Here is a 14,052-nt window from a genome sequence, read left to right on the forward strand (position 1 = left end):
TGCCCAGAGATGATGGCTATGAAAAACGAGTGGTTTGCCGCCAAGGAGCTGACAGGCATCGCAGGATTACCTTCCTCACCACAGGGAATCAATCTGATGGCCCGGCGCGAAGGCTGGATCAGCCGCAGGCGTAAAGGCGTGCAGGGAAAAGCGTTGGAGTACCATATCGACAGCCTGCCTTCAGATGCGCGTAACCTGCTGGTGCTGAAGGAAGACGGGGCGACATATGACGTAGAGCGGCAGGATCCGTTGGCGGTCTGGATCGAGTATTACTACCATTTGACGGAGAGCGAGCGCGCGAAAATGCTGGCTTTCCTGATGCGGGAAGGGATCGGTGGCCTGCTGGCGCGCATCGACGAAGAGAGCAATACGTAGGTAGGCAGGCCCGCGAGCGCGGGCCTGATGAATATATTAAGAAATTTTTGTTTCTTAAAAGTCGCGTTGTACCGCCAGATGGGCCAAGCCTTCCAGCGCCGTACGGTGCTCCGATGCCGGCAATACCTGCAGCGCAGCGATCGCTTTGTCGGCTTCTTCTTCGGCGCGTTTGCGGGTGTATTCCAGCGAACCGCATTGCTGCATCGCCTGCAGTACCGGCTCTAACAGATGACGGCCGTTGCCCTGCTCAATCGCGCCACGGATCATGTCACGCTGCGCGTCGTCGCCGTTGTGCATCGCGTGCAGCAGCGGCAGGGTCGGTTTCCCTTCGTTCAGATCGTCACCGGTGTTTTTACCCAGGGTGCTGCCGTCGGCGCTGTAGTCGAGCAGATCGTCGATCAGCTGGAAAGCGGTGCCGAGGTAGCGGCCATAGTCTTGCAGCGCCTGTTCTTGCTCGGCGTTGGCACCGGACAGGATAGCCGACGATTGCGCCGCCGCTTCAAACAGACGGGCAGTTTTGCTGTAGATCACCCGCATATAGCTTTCTTCGCTGATGTCGGGATCGTGCACGTTCATCAACTGCAGCACTTCACCTTCGGCGATGACGTTGACCGCCTCCGACATTAGCGCCAGTACGCGCAGGGATTCCAGGCTGGTCATCATCTGGAAAGCGCGGGTATAGATAAAGTCGCCCACCAGCACGCTGGCGGCGTTGCCGAACGCCGCGTTGGCGGTGGCTTTGCCGCGGCGCATGTCCGATTCGTCGACGACGTCATCATGCAGCAGCGTGGCGGTATGAATGAATTCGATCAGGGCGGCGACGGTGACGTGCTTGTTCCCTTCATAGCCCAACGCCCGCGCCGCCAGGACGGCGATCATCGGCCGGATGCGCTTACCGCCACCGCTGATAATGTAATAGCCAAGCTGATTGATGAGCGTGACATCGGAATTCAGCTGTTCGAGAATTGTTGCGTTCACGGCCGCCATATCTTGCGCGGTTAACTCGGTAATTTGCTCTAGGTTCATTGTGTTTTTTTCAGCTGTGTTTCTCTTCACCGCGTTGAGATCGCTGCTCACATCGGTACATGGCGGTAACTGTCCCTATGATTGTACTTGAAAAACGGTTCAGATAAACGCCACGAAAGAAACTGTGCTTTTTTTCTTCTTTTTTCTACTTCTGGTCTTATTCTGCTCTTGTCATGCGCCGCTTTTTTGCGTAGAATTCGCGCCCTATTGTGAATATTTATAGCGCGCTCTGAACTAACACAGTCGGGCACGCGGAAAGCGGAGTTTTATATGTACGCGGTTTTCCAAAGTGGTGGTAAACAACACCGAGTAAGCGAAGGTCAGACCGTTCGCTTGGAAAAGCTGGACATCGCAACTGGTGAAGCGGTTGAGTTTGACCAGATTCTGATGATCGCTAATGGCGAAGATATCAAAATCGGCGTTCCTTTCGTCGATGGCGGCAAGATCAAAGCTGAAGTCGTTGCTCACGGTCGTGGCGAGAAAATTAAGATTGTTAAGTTTCGTCGTCGTAAGCACCACCGTAAGCAGCAGGGCCACCGTCAGTGGTTCACTGACGTTAAAATCACCGGCATCAGCGCTTAAGTTAGGAGAGCGGATTAATGGCACACAAAAAGGCTGGCGGCTCGACTCGTAACGGTCGCGATTCAGAAGCTAAACGTCTGGGCGTAAAACGCTTTGGCGGCGAAGCAGTACTGGCAGGCAGCATCATCGTTCGTCAGCGCGGCACCAAATTCCACGCTGGTACCAACGTGGGTTGCGGCAAAGACCACACTCTGTTTGCTTTGAAAGACGGTAAAGTCAAATTCGAAGTTAAAGGCCCGAGCAATCGTAAATTCATCAGCATCGAAGCTGAATAATTTTTCGAGCCTTACGAAATAGATGTAAGCCCCGCAATTCGTTGCGGGGCTTTTTACATTTATGGGCTGCCTGGCAGGCCCGTCAGCGTTGGCAAAGGTGATATGGATACGAAACAGCAGGTCGGCGTTGGCATTTCCCTGGCGTTAACCACGGCGGTTTGTTGGGGCGCGTTGCCGATCGCGATGAAAGAAGTATTGGCGGTGATGGAGCCGTTTACCATCGTCTGGTATCGCTTTACCATAGCCGCCATCGGTTTGGGCGTGATCCTTGCGGTACGCGGCAAGCTGCCGCCGCTGACGATGTTCCGCCAGCCGCGCTGGCTGCTGCTGTTGGCGATCGCCACGGCAGGGCTGCTGGGCAACTTTGTGTTCTTCAGCTCCTCGCTGCAATACCTGAGCCCGACAGCGTCGCAGGTGATTGGCCAGCTGTCGCCGGTGGGCATGATGTTCGCCAGCGTGCTGATTTTAAAAGAACGCATGCGCATTACCCAGGTCATTGGTGCCTTGATGCTGATTTGCGGACTGATGCTGTTTTTCAACGTCAGCCTGATTGAGATCTTCACCCGGCTGACGGACTACACGCTGGGCGTCATGCTGGGTGTGTGTGCGGCGATGGTCTGGGTGAGCTACGGCGTGGCGCAAAAGGTGTTGCTGCGCCGACTGGCCTCGCCGCAGATCCTGGTTATGTTGTACACTTTATGTGCGATAGCGTTGTTCCCTCTGGCCAAACCCGAGGTGATTTTCCAGCTTAGTGGCTGGCAATTGGCGTGCCTGCTGTTTTGCGGCGCCAACACGCTGATCGGCTACGGTGCGTTGGCAGAGGCGATGGCGCGCTGGCAGGCGGCGCAGGTGAGCGCGTTGGTGACGCTGACCCCGCTGTTTACCCTGCTGTTTTCAGATTTATTGGCGTTGGCCTGGCCCCAGGCATTCGCCGCACCGACGTTGAATATCGTCGGTTATGTTGGCGCGTTTGTGGTTGTGGCGGGCGCTATGTTTTCCGCAATTGGTCACCGGTGGTGGCCGCGACGGGCAGAACCCCCCCAGGTTGCTCCTTTGAAGCAGCCCGGTGAATGATTTACGGAGACGGTAAATGAAGTTTGTAGATGAAGCAGCGATTCTGGTCGTTGCAGGCGACGGCGGCAACGGATGCGTCAGCTTCCGCCGCGAAAAATATATCCCGAACGGTGGGCCTGACGGCGGTGACGGCGGCGATGGCGGCGACGTTTACCTGTTGGCGGACGAGAACCTCAACACTCTGATCGACTACCGTTTTGAGAAGTCTTTCCGCGCCGAGCGCGGCCAGAATGGTCAGAGCCGCGACTGTACCGGTAAACGTGGTAAAGACGTCATCATCAAGGTGCCGGTCGGTACGCGTGTGAAGGATCAGGGCACCGGCGAGATCCTCGGCGACATGACCCGCCACGAGCAAAAGCTGATGGTCGCCAAGGGCGGCTGGCACGGTTTGGGCAACACTCGTTTCAAATCTTCGGTCAACCGTGCGCCGCGTCAGAAGACGCTGGGTACCGCCGGCGAAGCGCGCGACCTGCTGCTGGAACTGTTGCTGTTGGCTGACGTGGGTATGCTGGGGCTGCCGAACGCCGGTAAATCGACCTTCATTCGTGCGGTGTCCGCCGCCAAGCCGAAGGTGGCCGATTATCCGTTTACCACGCTGGTGCCGAGCCTTGGCGTGGTGCGCATGGACCACGAACAGAGCTTTGTGGTCGCCGACATTCCGGGGCTGATCGAGGGCGCATCCGAAGGCGCGGGCCTGGGCATTCGCTTCCTGAAACACCTGGAACGTTGCCGCGTGCTGCTGCACCTGGTGGATATCGCGCCGATCGACGAATCCGATCCGGTGGAAAACGCCAAGGTCATCATCAACGAGTTGAATCAATACAGCGAAAATCTGGCGCAGAAGCCACGCTGGCTGGTGTTCAACAAAATTGATGTGATTGGTGAGGAAGAAGCCGCCGAGCGCGCCAAGGCGATTGTGGAAGGCATGGGCTGGGAAGGGAAGTACTACATGATCTCCGCCGCCAACCGCGAGGGCGTCAACGCACTGTGCTGGGACGTGATGAACTTTATCAATACCCAGCCGAAAGCGATGGCGATCGAAGAAAGTGCGCCGGAAAAAGTCGAATTCATGTGGGATGACTACCACCGCGAGCAAATCGCGGAAGTGGAAGCCGAAGCGGAAGATGACTGGGATGACGACTGGGATGAAGACGACGACGAAGGCGTCGAAATCATCTACCAGAAGTAATTCGGTGATAAAGGGCTCAGCAACGCTGGGCCCTTATTATTTGAGCGCCTTTTCCGGCAGCCAGCACTGGGCGTTCAAGCCGCGGGCATCGCGGCGGTTTTCCAGCGTCAAACGCCCCTGGTGCAGTTGCACGATGCGGATCACGATATTCAAGCCCAGTCCGCTGCCGCCGTAGCGTTGATCCATGCGGCGAAATGCCTGCGTCAGCTCCCCGACCATCTCTTCCTTGATCCCCGGGCCATCGTCGATGACCTGCAGCAGATAGCCGTTGTCCTGCGGCGTTAACCGCACCTGTATCGCGCTGCCTTCCGGGCCGTAACGGTGGGCATTTTCGACCAGGTTGCGCAGCAGCAGCCGCAGCAGCACCGGATCGCCGTTCACTGCGGCGGTGCTCGGCAATCGCCAATCCAGCGTCTGCGCGCGTTGGGCGGTCATTTCGCCGAGTTCTTCCTGCAGTGGCTGAATCACATCGGCCACCCAATCGAAATGCTGATAATGGCCGCTGGCGAAGTCTTGCCCGGCGCGCGACAGCATCAGCAGTTGCTCAACGGTGTGCATCAACTGATCGATGCGGGCGATCAGCGCCTGGCTGCCCTTGACGCCCTGTTTTTCCATCAGTTCCAGATGCAGGCGAATGCCGGCCAGCGGCGTGCGCAGCTCGTGGGCAGCGTCGGCGGTGAACAGGCGTTCCTGCTGAATGGTGTTGTCCAGCCGTGAGAACAGCTGATTGAGCGCATTGGTGACCGCCACCATCTCCAGGCTGTCGCTGTTGATCGGCAGCGGCGTCAGGTTATCGGCAGAGCGTTTTTCCAGCCGCTGCTGCAATTGGTTGAGCGGGCGGGTGATCCAGCTGATGGCCCAGAACGACGCCAGCAGCGTGACGATCATCATGATCAGCGAAGGCGCCAACAGCGACGCGATGGCCTCGGCGATCTCGGTATCGACGCGCTCGCTGCGCACTTTGGCGGACAAGGTCTCGTCTACGAGAAAGCTGATCTGTTCCTGGCTTTCGTGCCACAGCCAGAAGGCGCTGATGAGTTGCGTGACCAGCAGGATCAGCGCCAGCATCAGCAACAGGCGGCGGCGCATGCTAATCATGACGAAGGTTCCAGACGGTAGCCGATGCCGCGCACGGTACGGATGCGATCCTTGCCCAGCTTGCGACGCAGGTTGTGGATGTGTACTTCCAGCGTGTTGGAGCCCAAGTCGTCCTGCCAGGTGTAGAGATCTTGCTGCAGGAGTTCGCGGTTGACCGTTTGTCCGGCACGCATGATCAGACGCGCCAGAATGGCGAACTCTTTCGGCGTGACCTCCACCGGCTGCTGTTGCAGGTAGACCTGCTGGCTGGAGAGGTTCAACTGCAGGTCATCCACCTGCATCAGATTGTCGCTGTGGCCCTGGTAGCGTCGCAGGAGAGCGCGCACGCGTGCCTGCAGCTCGACCAGCGCGAAGGGTTTGACCAGGTAGTCGTCGGCGCCGGCGTCCAGCCCGTCGACGCGATCTTCCAGGGCGTCGCGGGCGGTCAGGATAAGCACCGGCAGATCGATCTGCTGGCGACGCCACTGCCGCAACAGCGCGGCGCCGTCCATGTCCGGCAGGCCGAGATCCAGGATCACCATGCTGTATTGGCTGGTGATGAGCAGGCTGTTGGCCTCCGCCGCCGTGGCGGCGCAGTCGCAGACGTAGCCTTCGCCGGTCAGCGCCAGCGCCAGCCCCTGTTGCAGCAGTTCATCATCTTCAACGACCAGCAGCTTCATGACGATCCTCAGTTGTTTTGGTAAATATCCCGATACAGGCGGCTTTCGAAGCGTACCAGCGGTGCGCGGCGCTGTTTCTGATCTTCCGGCGGCACGGCGTAGCCGGAGAGGTACTGCACGAAGGCCATGCGTTGGCCGCTGGCGGTGGTGATGAAGCCCGCCAGGTTGTACACGCCCTGCAGCGCGCCGGTCTTGGCCGACACTTTGCCGTCGACGCCGGCTTCGTGCAGGCCGCCGCGGTAGCGCAGGGTGCCGTCATAGCCGGACAGCGGCAGCATCGAGATGAAATTCAGCTCGTTGTCGTGCTGTGCGATGTACTGCAGCGCCTGCATCATGGTCGCCGGCGCCAGCAGGTTATGGCGTGACAGGCCGGAGCCGTCGGCGATGATGGTATTGCCCAGATCGATGCCGGCTTTCTGGCGCAGCACCTGGCGCACCGCATCGGAACCCGCTCGCCAGGTGCCCGGCACGCCGAAGCGTTCGTGGCCGATGGTGCGGAAGACGGTATCGGCGATCATGTTGTCCGATTTCTTCAGCATGATCTTCAACAGATCGTGCAGCGGCGCCGACTGGGTTTGCGCGATCACCGTGCCGGTGATGCCGGGACGGGTCTGGCGTTTCAAATGTCCGTCGATCTGGATGCCGGCCTGCATCAACTCGTCTTTAAGAATGGCACCCGCATAGCTGGCACCATCCTGGATGGCGAAGGCCAACGGCAGCGGTTCGCTGCGCTGCGTTAGGCAGCCGGTCAGGGTAAAGCGGTTCAGCTCGCCCGGCACCACGTCCAGTTCGCAGTATTGCGCGTCTGCAGAGCCGCGCGCCAGGGTGCGCACCTGGCTAAACATATTGACCGGATAATAGGAAGCGACGCGGATAAACGCCATGTCGCCCGGGTTCGGCGCGCTGTAGAGCGAGACCGAGAAACAGTTGCGATCGACGATGGCGGCGGCCGGCGGCGCGCTGAAGCACTGTGTCAGATCGTTCCACGGCCAGCCGGGCGCTTTGTCATGGCTGGCGAAGACCGAGGTATCGACCAGCACGTCGCCGCTGATTTGGCGCACGCCCTGTTTCTTCAGGACGGCCACCATATTGCGCAGGCTCTGACGTTTGAAGGTGGGGTCGCCGCTGAAGCGGGCGATCAGGTTGCCGCGCAGCACGCCGTCGCGGATATCGCCCTGGCTTTCCAGCGTAGTGGTGAAACGGTAATCGGGCCCGAGTTGCAATAGCGCCGCCAGCGCCGTCAGTACTTTTTGGGTACTGGCCGGCAGCGCCATCTGCTGAGAGTGGTAATCGATCGTCGGCGTGCCGGCGCCGATCTTTTGAACGACCAGGGCAAGGTTGGCCCCATCAGGCAGATATTGTGTGTACTCTTCAACCGGGGCTGCATTCGCATTCAGAACAAATGCGCAAGCCAATGCACTGACAATTCGTGAAAAACGCATAATCTCGGGATAACAGCTGGATAACGTGCCGTCATACTACGGTGCAATCAGGGAAAAAGTAAACGATGACCCTCAAGGAACTCTAGGCTAAAATGCGTATCAAAATGCAAAACCGATCTTGGCTTGGGCCCCGTTCCGAGTCAGGTTTCTTTTGTTTGTCGCCTGGAGGCGGGTGGCGGTATGCCAACCGTGTTTTCATACGAATACGTCAGGATGACGGTTATTTGAACAGGAAAGATTTAGAGGTATTTATACGATGAACCAAATTCCGATGACCTTGTTTGGCGCTGAAAAACTGCGCGAAGAGCTCGAATATCTGAAAAGCGTGCGCCGCCCGAAAATCATTGCGGACATCGCTGAAGCGCGCGAGCACGGCGATTTGAAAGAGAACGCCGAGTACCACGCCGCCCGCGAACAGCAGGGTTTCTGCGAAGGCCGCATTCAGGAAATCGAAGCCAAGTTGTCCAATGCTCAGGTGATCGATATCACCAAGATGCCGAACACCGGACGGGTGATCTTCGGTGCCACCGTATCGGTAATGAATCTGGACAGTGAAGAAGAAGTGACTTACCGCATCGTTGGCGACGATGAGGCTGATTTCAAGAAAAATCTGATTTCGGTAAACTCGCCGATGGCGCGCGGTCTGATCGGCAAAGAGCAAGACGATGTGGTGGTGATCAAGACCCCTGGCGGCGACGTGGAGTACGAGATCCTGAAGGTCGAGTATCTCTGATCGAGACCGTTGGTCATTAATGCGCCAACGTTTTGTAAAGATAGGAAAAAGGCCGCAAGCGGCCTTTTATCTTCGTCAGGCGCATGGCACCTTTTCGTTAACCTGATGGTTATTAACGCGGTAGACTGATCTTGCGCTCTTTCGACGGGCGGTAAAGAATGAGCGTGCTGCCGATAACTTGCACATTGCAGGCGCCCGTTTCACGCACGATAGCGTCGGCGATCAGGGTTTTGGTTTCGCGATCTTCAGCGGCGATTTTCACCTTGATCAGCTCATGATGCTCCAGAGCCTGTTCAATTTCAGCCAGCACCCCTTCGGTAAGACCGTTATTGCCCAGCATCACCACCGGTTTTAACGGATGTGCCAGGCCTTTCAGGTGCTGTTTTTGTTTGTTATTCAGATTCATTGTCTTTTTTGCTTAAGTTGGGATTGAAAACGGTACATTCTACCGCCATCTCATGTATATCACCAAATCGGTCTTCACCGGTGTGAGTCTACGTGAGCAGCGAACCTGACATTAAGACTCTTTTTATGATAGTTGGAAAACGAGATGGCTAATAAAAAGCGTTCGGCTAGCTCCAGTCGCTGGTTACAAGAACACTTTAGCGATAAATATGTGCAGCAGGCGCAGAAAAAAGGACTGCGTTCGCGCGCCTGGTTTAAACTTGATGAAATACAGCAGAGCGACAAACTGTTCAAGCCGGGCATGACCGTGGTTGACCTCGGCGCCGCGCCGGGTGGCTGGTCGCAGTATGTGGTCACCCAAATCGGCGGTACCGGGCGCATCATCGCCTGTGATATTTTGCCAATGGATCCTATCGTTGGCGTCGATTTCCTTCAGGGCGATTTTCGTGATGAACTGGTGCTGAAGGCGCTGTTGGAACGAGTAGGTGAGAGTAAGGTTCAGGTGGTCATGTCCGATATGGCCCCGAATATGAGTGGCACCCCGGCCGTCGATATTCCAAGGTCGATGTATCTGGTGGAGTTGGCGCTGGATATGTGTCGTGATGTCCTCGCACCAGGCGGAAGTTTCCTGGTGAAGGTGTTCCAGGGAGATGGCTTTGACGAGTACCTACGGGAAATTCGCTCCCTGTTTACGAAGGTTAAGATTCGTAAGCCAGACGCTTCCCGCGCCCGTTCGCGCGAAGTGTACATTGTAGCGACAGGGCGCAAACTGTAGTACCCTAACGCTGTTTGTTAACACAGTTGTAAGATGAGGTTAATCCCTTGAGTGACATGGCGAAAAACCTAATTCTCTGGTTAGTCATCGCGGTAGTGTTGATGTCTGTATTCCAGAGCTTTGGGCCCAGCGAGTCGAATGGCCGTAGGGTGGATTACTCTACCTTCATGTCCGAACTGACCCAGGACCAGGTTCGCGAAGCGCGAATCAACGGACGTGAAATTAACGTTACCAAGAAAGACAGTAACAAATACACGACCTACATCCCTGTCAACGATCCTAAGTTGCTGGATACGTTGTTAACGAAGAATGTGAAAGTTGTCGGCGAGCCGCCTGAAGAGCCGAGCCTGCTGGCTTCTATCTTTATCTCTTGGTTCCCGATGCTGTTGCTGATCGGGGTCTGGATCTTCTTTATGCGGCAAATGCAGGGCGGCGGCGGCAAGGGCGCGATGTCCTTCGGTAAGAGCAAGGCCCGCATGCTGACGGAAGACCAAATCAAGACCACTTTCGCCGATGTCGCCGGTTGTGACGAAGCGAAAGAAGAGGTGAGCGAACTGGTGGAATACCTGCGCGAACCGAGCCGTTTCCAGAAATTGGGCGGCAAGATCCCGAAAGGCGTGCTGATGGTTGGCCCGCCGGGGACCGGTAAAACGCTGTTGGCGAAAGCGATCGCCGGCGAGGCGAAGGTGCCGTTCTTCACCATTTCCGGTTCCGACTTCGTCGAAATGTTCGTCGGCGTGGGTGCATCCCGCGTGCGCGACATGTTCGAACAAGCGAAGAAAGCTGCGCCGTGCATCATCTTCATCGATGAAATCGACGCCGTCGGTCGCCAGCGTGGCGCCGGCCTGGGCGGCGGTCACGATGAGCGCGAACAGACTCTGAACCAGATGCTGGTTGAGATGGACGGTTTTGAAGGCAACGAAGGCATCATCGTCATCGCGGCCACCAACCGTCCGGACGTGCTTGACCCTGCGCTGCTGCGTCCAGGGCGTTTCGACCGTCAGGTCGTGGTTGGGCTGCCGGATGTGCGTGGCCGTGAGCAGATCCTGAAGGTGCACATGCGCCGCGTGCCGTTGGCTGCCGACATCGACGCCTCCGTCATTGCGCGCGGTACGCCGGGCTTCTCCGGTGCCGATCTGGCTAACCTGGTCAACGAAGCGGCGTTGTTCGCCGCCCGCGGCAACAAGCGCGTGGTGTCGATGGTGGAGTTCGAGAAAGCCAAAGACAAGATCATGATGGGTGCGGAACGTCGCTCCATGGTGATGACCGAAGCGCAGAAAGAGTCGACCGCGTATCACGAAGCGGGCCACGCCATCATTGGCCGCCTGGTTCCTGAACACGACCCGGTACACAAAGTGACGATCATTCCTCGTGGTCGTGCGCTCGGCGTGACCTTCTTCCTGCCGGAAGGAGACGCGATCAGCGCGAGCCGTCAGAAGCTGGAGAGCCAAATATCCACCCTGTACGGCGGCCGTCTGGCGGAAGAGATCATCTACGGGCCGGAAAAAGTGTCTACCGGTGCGTCGAACGACATCAAAGTGGCGACCTCCATCGCCCGTAACATGGTGACCCAATGGGGCTTCTCCGAGAAGCTGGGGCCGCTGCTGTATGCGGAAGAAGAGGGCGAAGTGTTCCTGGGCCGCTCCGTGGCCAAGGCGAAGCACATGTCGGATGAAACCGCGCGTATCATCGACCAGGAAGTGAAGTCGCTGATCGAACGCAACTACGTCCGCGCACGTACGCTACTGATGGAAAACATGGACATCCTGCACTCGATGAAGGATGCGCTGATGAAGTATGAAACCATCGATGCGCCGCAGATCGACGATCTGATGAACCGCAAAGACGTGCGTCCGCCGGCGGGCTGGGACGATGCGAACAAAGGCAACAGCTCCGACAACGGTGGCACCCCGAAAGCCCCGACGCCGGTAGATGAGCCGCGTACCCCAACGCCGGGCAACACCATGTCCGAACAGCTCGACAAGTAACTGCGGCTGTGTAATAACATCAAACCCCGGTATGCCGGGGTTTTTTTTTGCCCGGCGGGCAGTGAACCAGGCAACAGTAAGGTGGATCAACCATGCAGTTAACCGTGCGCGACATGACGCTCAACCTCTCCCATCCGCAGGTTATGGGTATTCTCAACGTAACGCCGGATTCGTTTTCAGACGGCGGCCGTCACAACACTCTGAACCAGGCGCTGCTGCACGCACATGCGCTGATTTCGGCCGGCGCCACGATGATCGATATCGGCGGTGAATCGACCCGGCCGGGAGCGGCGGAGGTGAGTGAAGAGGAAGAGTTGGAACGGGTCGTGCCGGTGGTGGAAGCGCTGGCGCAGCGCTTTGAAGTCTTTATCTCGGTCGATACTTCGAAAGCCGGCGTGATCCGCGAATCTGCGCACGCCGGTGCTCATCTGATCAACGACATTCGTTCTCTGCAGGAGCCTGGCGCCCTGGCGGCGGCGGCGGAAAGCGGCCTGCCGGTCTGCCTGATGCACATGCAGGGGCAGCCGCGTACCATGCAACAGGCGCCGCACTACGACGATCTGATCGCCGACGTTCAGGCGTTTTTCGAACACCATATCCAGCGCTGTAACGAGGCGGGGATAACAAATCAGAAATTGCTGCTCGACCCAGGCTTCGGTTTCGGTAAAAATTTGTCGCACAACTATCAGCTTCTGGCCCGGTTGTCGGAGTTTCATCGTTTTGGTTTGCCGCTGTTGGTCGGCATGTCGCGCAAATCGATGATCGGACAACTGCTGAACGTGCCGCCGGATCAACGGGTTATCGGCAGTGTGGCCTGCGCGGTGATCGCGGCGATGCAGGGCGCACAGATTGTCAGAGTGCATGACGTTAAAGAAACCGTCGAGGCGATGCGTGTCGTCGAGGCAACACTTTCAGCTAAGGGACAGTAGAGACATGAGCGAGCGCAAATATTTTGGCACCGACGGCATCCGTGGCAAGGTCGGGGACAGCCCCATCACGCCGGACTTCGTGCTGAAGCTGGGCTGGGCGGCGGGTAAAGTGCTGGCGCGTCACGGTTCGCGCAAAATCATCATCGGTAAGGACACGCGCATCTCCGGCTATATGCTGGAGTCCGCTCTGGAAGCCGGCCTGGCGGCCGCAGGGTTGTCCGCCTCTTTCACCGGGCCGATGCCAACTCCGGCGGTGGCTTATCTGACGCGCACCTTCCGCGCCGAAGCGGGTATCGTCATCTCCGCGTCGCATAACCCGTTCTATGACAACGGCATCAAGTTCTTCTCGATCGACGGCGCCAAGCTGCCGGACAACGTCGAAGAAGCGATCGAAGCCGAGATGGAAAAGCCGCTGACCTGCGTGGAGTCCGCCGAGCTGGGTAAAGCCAGCCGCATCATCGACGCCGCCGGCCGCTACATCGAATTCTGCAAAGGCACCTTCCCGAGCGAGCTGAGCCTGAAGGGGCTGAAAATCGTGGTCGACTGCGCCAACGGGGCGACTTACCACATCGCGCCGAGCGTGCTGCGCGAACTGGGCGCCACGGTGATCGCCATCGGCGTTGAGCCGGATGGCATGAACATCAACGAAAAATGCGGCGCCACTGACGTGCGTCAGCTGCAAGAGCGCGTACTGAAGGAAAAAGCGCACGTTGGCCTGGCGTTCGACGGCGACGGCGATCGCGTGATGATGGTGGACCACCTGGGCAACAAGGTGGACGGCGATCAGATCCTGTACATTATCGCCCGTGAAGGCCTGCGTCAGGGCCAGTTGCGCGGCGGTGCGGTCGGCACCCTGATGAGCAATATGGGCCTGGAACTGGCGTTGAAACAGCTGGGCATTCCGTTCGCTCGCGCCAAAGTGGGCGACCGCTACGTGCTGGAGAAGCTGCAGGAACTGGGCTGGCGCATCGGTGCGGAAAACTCCGGTCATGTGATCCTGCTGGACAAAACCACCACCGGCGACGGCATCGTGGCCGGGCTGCAGGTGCTGACCGCCATGGTGCGCAATCACATGAGCCTGCATGACCTGTGCAGCGGCATGAAGCTGCTGCCGCAGATCCTGGTCAACGTGCGCTTCGCCGGCGATCACAATCCGCTGGAGTCCGACGCGGTGCGTAAAATCACCGAGCAGGTGGAAGCCGAGCTGGCAGGCCGCGGCCGGGTGCTGCTGCGCAAATCGGGCACCGAACCGCTGATCCGCGTGATGGTGGAAGGCGAGGACGAACAGCAGGTGAGCGCGCTGGCGCATCGCATCGCCGACGCGGTGAAATCCGCAGGTTAAAACAGACAGTTAGCTGCCGGGCTCGGCGAAGCTGAGCCCGAGCAGGCGATTGTTGGCGTTTTTTTCCGCAAACGCGCCGGCGGCTGCAAATTGCCCTTGCGCGGGTTGGCGGCTTTGGTTAGTATTCACACCCGCTTCAGTAGGCAGTTTATAAAAACGC

At 58.1% G+C, this 14,052-nt stretch carries 15 protein-coding genes; 10 read left to right on the forward strand and 5 right to left on the reverse strand.

Annotation, left to right across the window (positions count from 1 at the left end; translation table 11 throughout):
• The first annotated feature begins 18 nt into the window (after positions 1–18).
• Complete coding sequence (locus EGY12_RS09235; RefSeq protein WP_123893213.1) at positions 19–375, forward strand: DNA-binding protein; 357 nt, start codon at positions 19–21, stop codon at positions 373–375.
• Between the two features lie 54 nt (positions 376–429).
• On the opposite strand, the gene ispB is transcribed toward EGY12_RS09235, so the two are convergent.
• The gene (ispB, locus tag EGY12_RS09240; RefSeq protein WP_049198340.1) at positions 430–1,401 is read right to left on the reverse strand and encodes an octaprenyl diphosphate synthase; all 972 of its coding nucleotides are present in this window, start codon (positions 1,399–1,401) and stop codon (positions 430–432) included.
• Positions 1,402–1,671: 270 nt separating this feature from the next.
• Here ispB and rplU point away from each other — a divergent pair, with 270 nt between their 5' ends.
• From rplU to cgtA, 4 genes are all read left to right on the forward strand, one after another.
• Complete coding sequence (gene rplU, locus EGY12_RS09245; protein ID WP_004933561.1) at positions 1,672–1,983, forward strand: 50S ribosomal protein L21; 312 nt, start codon at positions 1,672–1,674, stop codon at positions 1,981–1,983.
• A gap of 17 nt (positions 1,984–2,000) precedes the next feature.
• Entirely contained in the window at positions 2,001–2,258 is a 258-nt protein-coding gene (gene rpmA, locus EGY12_RS09250; protein ID WP_004933559.1) for a 50S ribosomal protein L27, read from the forward strand.
• A gap of 102 nt (positions 2,259–2,360) precedes the next feature.
• Positions 2,361–3,332, forward strand: coding sequence for a DMT family transporter (locus EGY12_RS09255; RefSeq protein ID WP_123893214.1), 972 nt, complete (start codon positions 2,361–2,363; stop codon positions 3,330–3,332).
• A gap of 16 nt (positions 3,333–3,348) precedes the next feature.
• Positions 3,349–4,521: an Obg family GTPase CgtA gene (gene cgtA / locus EGY12_RS09260; protein ID WP_004933553.1), complete on the forward strand. Its 1,173-nt coding sequence runs from the start codon at positions 3,349–3,351 to the stop codon at positions 4,519–4,521.
• 36 nt (positions 4,522–4,557) lie between these two features.
• Here the strand turns inward: cgtA and pmrB are convergent, their stop codons facing one another.
• Genes pmrB through dacB form a run of 3 tightly spaced genes read right to left on the reverse strand, consistent with a single transcriptional unit; the run spans position 4,558 to position 7,720 of the window.
• Positions 4,558–5,619: a two-component system sensor histidine kinase PmrB gene (pmrB, locus tag EGY12_RS09265; RefSeq protein WP_123893215.1), complete on the reverse strand. Its 1,062-nt coding sequence runs from the start codon at positions 5,617–5,619 to the stop codon at positions 4,558–4,560.
• Positions 5,616–6,278, reverse strand: a complete 663-nt coding sequence (gene pmrA / locus EGY12_RS09270) for a two-component system response regulator PmrA (protein WP_019453348.1) — start codon at positions 6,276–6,278, stop codon at positions 5,616–5,618. The genes pmrB and pmrA overlap by 4 nt, the downstream gene beginning before the upstream one ends.
• An 8-nt stretch (positions 6,279–6,286) precedes the next feature.
• A complete protein-coding gene (gene dacB / locus EGY12_RS09275) occupies positions 6,287–7,720 on the reverse strand; it encodes a serine-type D-Ala-D-Ala carboxypeptidase (protein WP_123893216.1) in 1,434 nt (477 codons plus the stop codon).
• A gap of 256 nt (positions 7,721–7,976) precedes the next feature.
• Between dacB and greA the strand changes: the two genes are divergently transcribed.
• Positions 7,977–8,453, forward strand: a complete 477-nt coding sequence (gene greA / locus EGY12_RS09280; protein WP_004933539.1) for a transcription elongation factor GreA — start codon at positions 7,977–7,979, stop codon at positions 8,451–8,453.
• Positions 8,454–8,565: 112 nt separating this feature from the next.
• Here the strand turns inward: greA and yhbY are convergent, their stop codons facing one another.
• Positions 8,566–8,859, reverse strand: a complete 294-nt coding sequence (yhbY, locus tag EGY12_RS09285; RefSeq protein ID WP_004933536.1) for a ribosome assembly RNA-binding protein YhbY — start codon at positions 8,857–8,859, stop codon at positions 8,566–8,568.
• 144 nt (positions 8,860–9,003) lie between these two features.
• Between yhbY and rlmE the strand changes: the two genes are divergently transcribed.
• The 4 genes from rlmE to glmM all read left to right on the forward strand — a co-directional run bounded on the left by rlmE (position 9,004) and on the right by glmM (position 13,892).
• Positions 9,004–9,633, forward strand: a complete 630-nt coding sequence (gene rlmE, locus EGY12_RS09290; protein WP_004933533.1) for a 23S rRNA (uridine(2552)-2'-O)-methyltransferase RlmE — start codon at positions 9,004–9,006, stop codon at positions 9,631–9,633.
• A 56-nt stretch (positions 9,634–9,689) separates the two neighbouring features.
• Positions 9,690–11,621 (forward strand): ATP-dependent zinc metalloprotease FtsH, encoded by a 1,932-nt coding sequence (ftsH, locus tag EGY12_RS09295; protein WP_048232492.1) that lies wholly within the window; start codon positions 9,690–9,692, stop codon positions 11,619–11,621.
• A 92-nt stretch (positions 11,622–11,713) separates the two neighbouring features.
• Positions 11,714–12,550 carry a dihydropteroate synthase gene (folP, locus tag EGY12_RS09300; RefSeq protein WP_064290810.1) on the forward strand — a complete coding sequence of 279 codons (837 nt, stop codon included), beginning with the start codon at positions 11,714–11,716 and terminating at the stop codon, positions 12,548–12,550.
• A gap of 4 nt (positions 12,551–12,554) precedes the next feature.
• On the forward strand, positions 12,555–13,892 hold the full coding sequence (glmM, locus tag EGY12_RS09305; protein ID WP_123893217.1) for a phosphoglucosamine mutase: 1,338 nt from the start codon (positions 12,555–12,557) through the stop codon (positions 13,890–13,892).
• The last annotated feature ends 160 nt before the right edge of the window (positions 13,893–14,052 follow it).

The organism is Serratia sp. FDAARGOS_506 (assembly GCF_003812745.1).
Lineage (GTDB): Bacteria > Pseudomonadota > Gammaproteobacteria > Enterobacterales > Enterobacteriaceae > Serratia.

Bases quoted from the DNA above. Each gene is read 5' to 3' on its own strand.
- EGY12_RS09235 (WP_123893213.1), top strand. From the start codon at position 19: ATGAAAAACGAGTGGTTTGCCGCCAAGGAGCTGACAGGCATCGCAGGA.
- ispB (WP_049198340.1), bottom strand. From the start codon at position 1,401: ATGAACCTAGAGCAAATTACCGAGTTAACCGCGCAAGATATGGCGGCC.
- rplU (WP_004933561.1), top strand. From the start codon at position 1,672: ATGTACGCGGTTTTCCAAAGTGGTGGTAAACAACACCGAGTAAGCGAA.
- rpmA (WP_004933559.1), top strand. From the start codon at position 2,001: ATGGCACACAAAAAGGCTGGCGGCTCGACTCGTAACGGTCGCGATTCA.
- EGY12_RS09255 (WP_123893214.1), top strand. From the start codon at position 2,361: ATGGATACGAAACAGCAGGTCGGCGTTGGCATTTCCCTGGCGTTAACC.
- cgtA (WP_004933553.1), top strand. From the start codon at position 3,349: ATGAAGTTTGTAGATGAAGCAGCGATTCTGGTCGTTGCAGGCGACGGC.
- pmrB (WP_123893215.1), bottom strand. From the start codon at position 5,619: ATGATTAGCATGCGCCGCCGCCTGTTGCTGATGCTGGCGCTGATCCTG.
- pmrA (WP_019453348.1), bottom strand. From the start codon at position 6,278: ATGAAGCTGCTGGTCGTTGAAGATGATGAACTGCTGCAACAGGGGCTG.
- dacB (WP_123893216.1), bottom strand. From the start codon at position 7,720: ATGCGTTTTTCACGAATTGTCAGTGCATTGGCTTGCGCATTTGTTCTG.
- greA (WP_004933539.1), top strand. From the start codon at position 7,977: ATGAACCAAATTCCGATGACCTTGTTTGGCGCTGAAAAACTGCGCGAA.
- yhbY (WP_004933536.1), bottom strand. From the start codon at position 8,859: ATGAATCTGAATAACAAACAAAAACAGCACCTGAAAGGCCTGGCACAT.
- rlmE (WP_004933533.1), top strand. From the start codon at position 9,004: ATGGCTAATAAAAAGCGTTCGGCTAGCTCCAGTCGCTGGTTACAAGAA.
- ftsH (WP_048232492.1), top strand. From the start codon at position 9,690: ATGGCGAAAAACCTAATTCTCTGGTTAGTCATCGCGGTAGTGTTGATG.
- folP (WP_064290810.1), top strand. From the start codon at position 11,714: ATGCAGTTAACCGTGCGCGACATGACGCTCAACCTCTCCCATCCGCAG.
- glmM (WP_123893217.1), top strand. From the start codon at position 12,555: ATGAGCGAGCGCAAATATTTTGGCACCGACGGCATCCGTGGCAAGGTC.